Annotated in this window: 9 protein-coding genes; 5 read left to right on the forward strand and 4 right to left on the reverse strand. The window is 57.9% G+C overall.

Annotated elements, in window-relative coordinates:
• Positions 1 to 98: 98 nt before the first annotated feature.
• Both HZB49_RS20180 and HZB49_RS20185 read left to right on the forward strand, forming a co-directional pair.
• Entirely contained in the window at positions 99 to 1325 is a 1227-nt protein-coding gene (locus tag HZB49_RS20180; RefSeq protein WP_291614590.1) for a molybdopterin-dependent oxidoreductase, read from the forward strand.
• A 12-nt stretch (positions 1326 to 1337) separates the two neighbouring features.
• A complete protein-coding gene (locus HZB49_RS20185) occupies positions 1338 to 1619 on the forward strand; it encodes a cytochrome c (protein ID WP_291614592.1) in 282 nt (93 codons plus the stop codon).
• Positions 1620 to 1695: 76 nt separating this feature from the next.
• Here the strand turns inward: HZB49_RS20185 and HZB49_RS20190 are convergent, their stop codons facing one another.
• From HZB49_RS20190 to HZB49_RS30075, 4 genes are all read right to left on the reverse strand, one after another.
• Positions 1696 to 2091 (reverse strand): hypothetical protein, encoded by a 396-nt coding sequence (locus tag HZB49_RS20190; RefSeq protein WP_291614594.1) that lies wholly within the window; start codon positions 2089 to 2091, stop codon positions 1696 to 1698.
• A 128-nt stretch (positions 2092 to 2219) separates the two neighbouring features.
• Entirely contained in the window at positions 2220 to 2951 is a 732-nt protein-coding gene (locus HZB49_RS20195; RefSeq protein WP_291614596.1) for a sulfite exporter TauE/SafE family protein, read from the reverse strand.
• Positions 2952 to 3141: 190 nt separating this feature from the next.
• Positions 3142 to 3453: an ATP-binding protein gene (locus HZB49_RS20200; RefSeq protein ID WP_291614607.1), complete on the reverse strand. Its 312-nt coding sequence runs from the start codon at positions 3451 to 3453 to the stop codon at positions 3142 to 3144.
• Positions 3454 to 3651: 198 nt separating this feature from the next.
• Complete coding sequence (locus HZB49_RS30075; RefSeq protein WP_365858613.1) at positions 3652 to 4302, reverse strand: tetratricopeptide repeat protein; 651 nt, start codon at positions 4300 to 4302, stop codon at positions 3652 to 3654.
• 276 nt (positions 4303 to 4578) lie between these two features.
• Between HZB49_RS30075 and HZB49_RS20215 the strand changes: the two genes are divergently transcribed.
• The 3 genes from HZB49_RS20215 to HZB49_RS20225 all read left to right on the forward strand — a co-directional run.
• Positions 4579 to 4860, forward strand: coding sequence for a hypothetical protein (locus tag HZB49_RS20215; RefSeq protein ID WP_291614600.1), 282 nt, complete (start codon positions 4579 to 4581; stop codon positions 4858 to 4860).
• Positions 4861 to 4926: 66 nt separating this feature from the next.
• On the forward strand, positions 4927 to 6108 hold the full coding sequence (grrM, locus tag HZB49_RS20220) for a cyclophane-forming radical SAM/SPASM peptide maturase GrrM/OscB (RefSeq protein WP_291614602.1): 1182 nt from the start codon (positions 4927 to 4929) through the stop codon (positions 6106 to 6108).
• Between the two features lie 1349 nt (positions 6109 to 7457).
• A partial coding sequence (locus HZB49_RS20225; protein WP_291614604.1) for an acyltransferase family protein occupies positions 7458 to 7964 on the forward strand: 507 nt, incomplete at its 3' end.

Below are 7964 nucleotides of genomic sequence, written 5' to 3' on the forward strand. Positions count from 1 at the left end.
AATCGAGCCCCTCCTTCGTTTCTTCTACATTGCGATTTCGTGACGGGGGTCACGCAAATCGATAATCCGCCGCAAGCGGCAAGAGAAGGAGGGAACGAATGCAAAAAATGAATCGCCGGCACTTCCTCAGCACATCGGCCGCCGCGAGCGCGGCACTGATCGGGGGACTACGCCAGCCGACGGAAGCCGAAGCCGCCGGCGTCGATCTGACGCCCGGCGTACCGACGGGCGTCAATAGCTCCGCCATCATGGAAGCGCTGCCGGGCAAGAAGCCGCTAATCAAGCTCTCCTACCGGCCACCGAACTACGAAGCGCCACTCGAATATCTGCGCACGCCGATCACGCCGAATGACGAATTCTATGTCCGCTATCACCTCTCTGATATCCCGAACGTCGACGTCAAGACCTACAAGATCGCGGTCGGCGGCGACGGCGCCAACGGCCAGGCCGAGATCACGCTCGACGAGCTGAAGAAAATGCCGGCTGTCGAGGTGGTCGCGGTCAATCAATGCTCCGGCAACCGCCGCGGCCTGTCGAAGCCGCATGTGCAGGGCGTGGAATGGGGCTACGGCGCTATGGGTTGCGCCCGCTGGAAGGGCGCACGGCTCAAGGACGTGCTCGACAAGGTCGGCCTGAAGAAGGAAACGATCGAGATCGGCTTCAACGGCGCCGACGGTCCGGCGGTCGACAAGACGCCGGACTTCATCAAGAGCATTCCAGTGTGGAAGGCCGTCGACGAGTCGACAATCGTCGCCTACGAGATGAACGGCCAGCCGCTGCCGCATTTCAACGGCTTCCCGGCCCGCATCATCGTACCCGGCTGGACCGGCACGTACTGGATAAAGCACGTCATCGCGATCAACGCCCTGACCAAGCCCGAAACGAACTTTTGGATGAACCCGGCCTATCGCATTCCGGTCGGCAAGTTCCCGCTCAGGGACCGCTTCATCACGCAGGAAAATGCTACCACCACCCCGATCACCGAGATGGTGGTGAATTCACTGATCACCAGCCATCGCGACGGCGCCAAAGTGAAAACCGGCAAAGTCACGGTCAGCGGCATGGCTTGGGACGGCGGCTACGGCATCCGCGCGGTGGAAGTCTCCACCGACGGCGGCAAGACTTGGGCCGCCGCGACGTTGGGCGAGGATCTCGGCCGCTTTGCGTTCCGGCCATGGAGCTTCAACCTGTCAGCCAAGGCCGGCAAGAACAGCGTGATGGTCAATGCAACCAACAGGATCGGCCAGGCGCAAACCTCAGAACTGATCTTCAATCCGGCCGGCTACCACAACAACGTGATGCAGAACATCACGCTGGTCGCTTAAGGGAGGTTATCCATGCGGACATTCGCTATCGCTGTTGTCGCCGCGCTGATCGCTGTCCCGGCGGCCGCGCAAGAGAAACCGATAAAATTGAAGCCGGGGCCGGGCCTTGATAAGGTGGAAGCCAATTGCCAAGCCTGCCACAGCCTCGACTACATCCAGATGAACTCGCCATTCCTCAACGCGGCGGGATGGGACGCCACCGTCAACAAGATGATCAACGCGTTCAAAGCGCCGATCGACGAGGCCGACGCCAAGGCGATCAAAGACTACCTGACGAAGATCTACGGCACCTGACTGGACCTTTCGTCATAGATGCTAAGAAGCCGGCCCTGCCCTCGCGGCGGGGCTTTTTTCTTACGGCCGACCTTATCTATCTATGAGCAGCAAGGCGAAAGCTCTTTGCGCATCCAGCTCGGATAAAGGGCGGCGAGGAAGCGCGTACGCTGCGAATAAAATGCAGCCAACGAAGGCAAGCGACCAAACGACAAGGCTCGTCAGGCGATTCTCGAATGTGGCCCAGCGGGCGCATCGGTGCCAACTGGCAAAAAGCAGGCCAGAAGATGATGACTGTTATTCCGACCCAGAACCCGTAGTACAGCGTGACCGCAAGAGAGCCAGCATTGTAGTTTGCTTGCACGCCGAATAGCGGCAGCAGAAAATAGTATCCGGCATCTGAAACGATCCAAATGGCCGCGACTTGCGCCAGCGTTCCCAGCAACTGGGCGTCTTGTTTATCGGTTGATGCAACAGAAAAACGGTTGGACACAGTGGTTCACCGTTCGTCGACTTCATCACTTCATCGCACTTGGATGATCGCGAGTATGATATCCCCGGGCGACGCACCATATTCTAGCTAGTCCACCTTGAGGCGATGTTGCCCTCGGCAAACGGCTACTAGCCGTAGTGACCGGCGAAGAATAGCAGTTGAACCCCCGCGCTGCCCAGGACGGCTGCCAGAACGTAGCGAGTTGCGGCTTGCGATAGCCACCGCAAGCCTACCGTTGTGCCAACCATCGCTCCAGCCAACGCTCCTACGGCATAGAGCCAAGCGTGACCGGACGGCACTTGGCCGGCATACAACGCGCCAACCAAACCGACTGCGGAATTGGCCAGGATAAAGGGTGCTGAAAGGGCCGCGGTCTGTTTGGGCGATGCCCAATGCAGCGCGATCAGGATAGGCGCCAGAAAAACCCCACCGCCGACGCCTGTGAGACCCGATACGAAGCCCACACCCGCGCCTATGGCTATGGCACCCCACAAAGGAGTGGAATGGTCCGGCTCCCCATCCTTCCTTCGCCGGAAGGCGAGAATGGCTGCGGCGGCCAGGAGCACAATGCCGGTCATCGCGTTATAAACATTCTCATCAAGTACGATGAACCCTCCAACGAGGGCGGTCGGCAGCGATGCAATCAGGAGCGGTTTGAGCTTCGCCCAATCGACAAAACTGCCGCGATTGAACAGCCATGTCGAATAGGTTGCGGCGGCGATATTGAGCAATAGCGCCGTGGGCCGCATCTCGTTCGAGGGGAAAGAGGCAAAAGCCATCAGTGCGAGGAAAGCTGTTCCTCCAGCTTGACCTACCGTCGCATAGAGCAGGGATACGGCACCGAATAGCAGTGTCAGCATCGGCCCCCTCGTGGGCTATTGCCGCCGAGCCCTTGGAGTTGCTCCGCCAGCTTCTTTTCAAGTTGCCTCCTATTCTCATCGCATTCAAGGCGATGTACCGCCAAAACAACCGAAGACTTATTCGCCTTCGAAGAGGTAGGTCCACACACGCGTCAAGACGTTAAGGGCCGCGAATGCACTCTCACGTTGTCTAGAGAGGCAGAGTGATAGAGGCCCGAAGACCACCTTCCGGCCGGCTGGAAGGCGTAAGCCGGCCGCCGTGCGCCTGGACCACCGACAGCGCAATCGCCAGCCCGAGACCAATCCCGCCGGTCTCGCGGCTTCTGGAGCCTTCCACGCGGTAGAAGGGCTGAAACACGCGCGTGAGCTCGTCTTTGGGGATTCTAGGCCCTTCGTCGTCGATCGTTATCTCGATCGCTTGCGGCGTCGAACGGATCGCTGCGCGCGCCCGCTTGCCGTACTTGACGGCGTTGTCGATCAGATTGGTGGGCGCGCGCTTCAAGGCAGCCGGCTGGCATTCGCAGACGATGGGCTGCGCCGATTCCATCGGCAACAGGAAGTCCGGTATCGGCTATGTCGTCAACCACGCTGGAAAGAAGTGCGGTGAGATCGGTTCGGCGGCGCGGCTCAGCCATTGCTTCGTCACGGGCGAATTGCAGTGTTGCGGCGACGATCATGGAGTCCATTTCGGCAATGCTGGTCAGCAGCTTGTCTCGCTCAGCCACGTCAACGACGTTTTCCGCGCGAACGAGCCGCCGAAGGCACCCATGAAGAAATTGTCGGCCAGCGTGTATCGCCTTGCGATATTCCACGCCGAGAGTTTCGATCCGTCATAATGCCCCATGACCAAGGCGCCCACATCCAAATATGCAGCGAACCGGTCGATTTCTTGCCGCCGTTGATCTGCATTTGATTCTGGTAGAATCCGTGGCCCGGATCGTTGGTGACAACGCTCACCGGCCCATTGAAACCCTTCGGATCGTCGATCGCGAAGGGCTTGTTTGGCAGATGTGCGGTTTGCGCGCGCCCCACCGGGCGCTTCGCTCCCCTGGGCATCAATCCTCACCAGATCGGCGGCAAGTCCTTCAGCACCGACGCGAGCGGACTCCTTGCGCGAGGGGTGGCTCGCTCCAAGCGCCCTGTCGTGGGCGGCGAGCGCCGCCTCGGCGAGTGCATGTGCCTCAGCGGGACCGGTGGCTAGCAATAGTCTCGCAAGACTAGATCGAGTCCGATTCGTGTCCGGATGCGCCGGACCCAGCAATTTCGCGTTGATGGCCAACGCGCGCTCGTAGAGCAGCCGCGTGCCAGTAAGATCACCCTGCGCCTGCAGCAGGCCTGCAAGGTAATTGATGCTCGTCGCAGTCTGCGGATGTTACCACATCGTGTTGTGGAAGGATGCGAGACGAGGCGGCGTTCTTGCTGCGGCGTCGAACACGAACAATATAATCGTCCGAGAAGATGCAGAGGTCGGCGGCCCGCCTGCGTCGCCAGCGAACGATTCGCGCTCTATCGGCACCATTCCCACGGATCAATTTCCGCGAAGCCATCAAGGACACGTCGGCCAAATACGGCTTGAGGAAAGTAAACTGCTCTGACATAATAGCGTGGTTAGCTGGAGGGGTTTCCCATGTTCCGTGGAATTTTCGGTGTTCTTGCCCTAATTCTAACGACCGGTGCGGCTCCCGCCGCGTCTAACCCGGCTGATGTTCCTCTCGACCAGCGGATCGCCAATGCGCAGGCTAAGATCGCGGAATTGAGCAAGCTTGCGGTGACAGGCGAAGCGAAGGCCGGTACCGAATCGAAGGGCGAAAAGCTCGCGCAGCACTGGCACAATTGGCCAAATTGGAACAATTGGCACGACCATTGGAATAATTGGCACAACCATCATTGGGGCAATCATCACCACTGACGCATCCGGCTTTGCCATCTGAGCGGCAAGCCAAGGAACGGGTCGCGCCCCGCGAGGTTCCGGTAAATGGAGTATTGCCAAACCAGCCTTTTGGTTCTTCAGCCAACGCCCTTTTGCAACATCGATTGTACTTATTGCTATCTGCCCCATCGATCCTCGAAAAAGCGGCTGACGTTTGAGTTAGCCGAAATCATCTTCAAGAAACTCATTGCGTTCCCTACGATCGGGGAGTCCGTAACAATCGTATGGCATGCTGGCGAACCGATGGTTCTGTCGGTTAGTTACTACGAACGGATGTTTGAGCTGATCCGGGCTATCGCCCCACCTCATTTGAATATCCGACATTCAATTCAGACCAACGGGACGCTGATTTCAGAAGCCTGGTGCGATCTCATTAAGAAGTGGAACGTCAACATCGGCGTTAGCATCGACGGGCCGCGCGAACTGCACGACCTTTACCGAAAACAAAGGAACGGTACTGGGTCGTTCGATCGTGCGTACGAAGGTTTGCGGATGTTGCAGCGCGCGGGCATCTCCTTTCATGTCATCAGCGTGCTGACGGTCGAAAGCATGGCGCAGCCGGAGAAGATGCTCGATTTCTATGTCGAGAACCAGATCAGGTACATCTGTTTCAATGTTGAAGAGCAGGAAGGAGCAAACGCCAAGTCGAAACTCGTGAGCTGCGAGACTGCGGACGCGATGTACCGCTCGTTCTTGCAGCGCTTCCTCGATCTCGCCGTTCAACGGCAACGGCCCGTTCTCGTTCGAGAGGTCGAGCAATGCATGGGGATGATCGAAGCGCACGGCACCCCAGTCCGCAACGAGCAGAACGAGCCATTCCGCATCATCTCGTTAGATTGCGACGGCAATCTCTCCACCTTCTCGCCGGAACTTTTGGGCATTGAGCACGAAGCATATGGATCGTTCTGCTTTGGCAACCTGGCCCGTGACAGTTTCGAGGAAATTGCCGCCCGGGTGCACGAAAGCCGCCTTTATGCCGACATCAGGGCGGGTGTGCGTCAATGTGCAGACACGTGCGCCTACTATGGTCTTTGTGGCGGAGGTGCGCCATCAAACAAGATTTTTGAGAATGGCTCCGCGGCAACAACTGAAACGGTACATTGCCGCACTTTCAAGCGCTCGGTGGATGTCGTCTTGGATATAATAGAACGGCTTCCACCCGACTTGGCGCAAGCGGCAAATCATTCCCGTGCGGGCGCCCCACCCTTGGGTATGTGGCCCGGTTGAATGTTCTCTGGAGCGCCTGTACGCCGGCCATAAGGAGATCAGAGCTACACGACCCGAATGTCGGCCCGATCGGTGCTGCCGTCGACCAAGAGAGCTCGGTCCCGCGAACGACGAGCGGCACCTGACCGCGGAGTTGGCGTAGTGTTCCAAAGAAGCGGCGATCAGGCTTGGATGGCTTTGAGCCGATCCGGATAGTCCGTCATAGCGCGACGGCGAAAGAGTAGTGCCTATCTTCGTCGATCGTAGCGCGCTATTTTCCACATCAAGCTATTGATTTTTAAGACTTCGTCGGTGGTGCCTTTCTGACAATACCAGCAAAGGTACCAGCGATCACCAACTCATCAGGCTCATAGCCTTGAGGTCGCAAGCTCAAATCTGCCCCCGCAATGACAGAAAACTCACTGAGGCCGGCCTCCACCCAGGGGCGCCCATTACTGAGCGCCCCTGTCGCGATCCCCAAGCCGGCAGCCAAGTCAAGACGTCGTTGTAGACATCAGGGTACTGGCGTCAGTGCCCATGCCCCCCACCATGTCCATGCCCATGCCCATGCCCATGGTCACCTCCATGTCCATGTCCATGTCCGTGTCCGTGTCCGTGTCCGTGTCCGTGTAGAAGGCTGAAGAATTGGTCGTGCTCGTTGTCTGCGGAGGCAGTGGTCGGGGCAAGCGCAGTGGCCCCAATCAAACCTAGAGCCGCGAGAGCGATGATGGTCTTGCGTAACATGAGATATCTCCTGAGTTTCGATTTTATGATCGACGTCGTGACGGGGAGGAGGGTGTTTCTTGTGCACCGTTCTCCTTGCTTTGGCACGATGACGGCTTCAACTTAGCGCAGGCCCCCATTCGCCGCTGTGATGGGCATCACACGCGTTTTTGCTGACGACGGCCGCGATCCAATACGGGATGGCGACTGTGCCCTTTCGGCGCGAAGTTGGTCTCTGCCGCGCCAGACTCCGAAATGGGTTGTTTTCATTCACTTAAAATCTCGTCGTGAATGGCGTAGAGACGCCACGACTTCGGGTGCAACGACATCATTTTGAAAAAATCACCCTCTTGTGATTGGACTGGTTCTGCTCTTGAACCTGCTGCGAGATCAAAGATGCGAGATGGCAGCCGCATACAGTCACACTCGATCGCAATTCATTACTTCCAAGAGACCGCTTTCGGTCAATCTTTTCAAAATTCCATTGAGTAAAAGATGCCCGTGTTTGAACTGTTTCAACGCTCGGGATCACATGGGCGCCCATGGTTAACAGGTGTCCGGCATGATTTTTGCTGAGAGTGGACTTGATGTTTTTGATGTTTCAATGCGGCACAGACCTGCCCCTGAAAAACTAGGGAGATAGCAAGATGTCGTTGAGGCGCGTCGGGCACATTCTCGAGCCCGACCGGAACAATTTTAATCTGATGCGCCTCTTGGCTGCGTCGGCCGTGGTAGTCTCTCATGCGTTGTTTCTGCACTCCGGTCTTAAGGCCGACGAAATCCTGTCCGGCGTCACCTTCTACAATCTGGGCGACCATGCGGTGAACGTGTTTTTCGTTCTGTCCGGCCTTACCGTGGCCGCCAGCCTGGCGCGATCAGCATCGACCACGCAATTCATTGTCGCGCGGGGCCTTCGGATCTTCCCGGCTCTCGCCGTTTGCGCGCTTCTGTTAATTTTAGTGGGCGCAATCGTTACTATTTGCACCCCGGCTCAGTTCCTCTCCGACACCCGCGTCTGGCGATACGGCCTGAAAACGCTGCTGCTCGGTTCGGCCTCCGCGGGCTTGCCCGGCGTCTTCGGCGAGAACCCCCATCCTTTCACCATGAACGCCTCGATCTGGACCCTCAAATTTGAAGTCACGTGCTATTTGGTA

It is taken from the genome of Bradyrhizobium sp. (assembly GCF_016219575.1).
GTDB lineage: Bacteria > Pseudomonadota > Alphaproteobacteria > Rhizobiales > Xanthobacteraceae > Bradyrhizobium.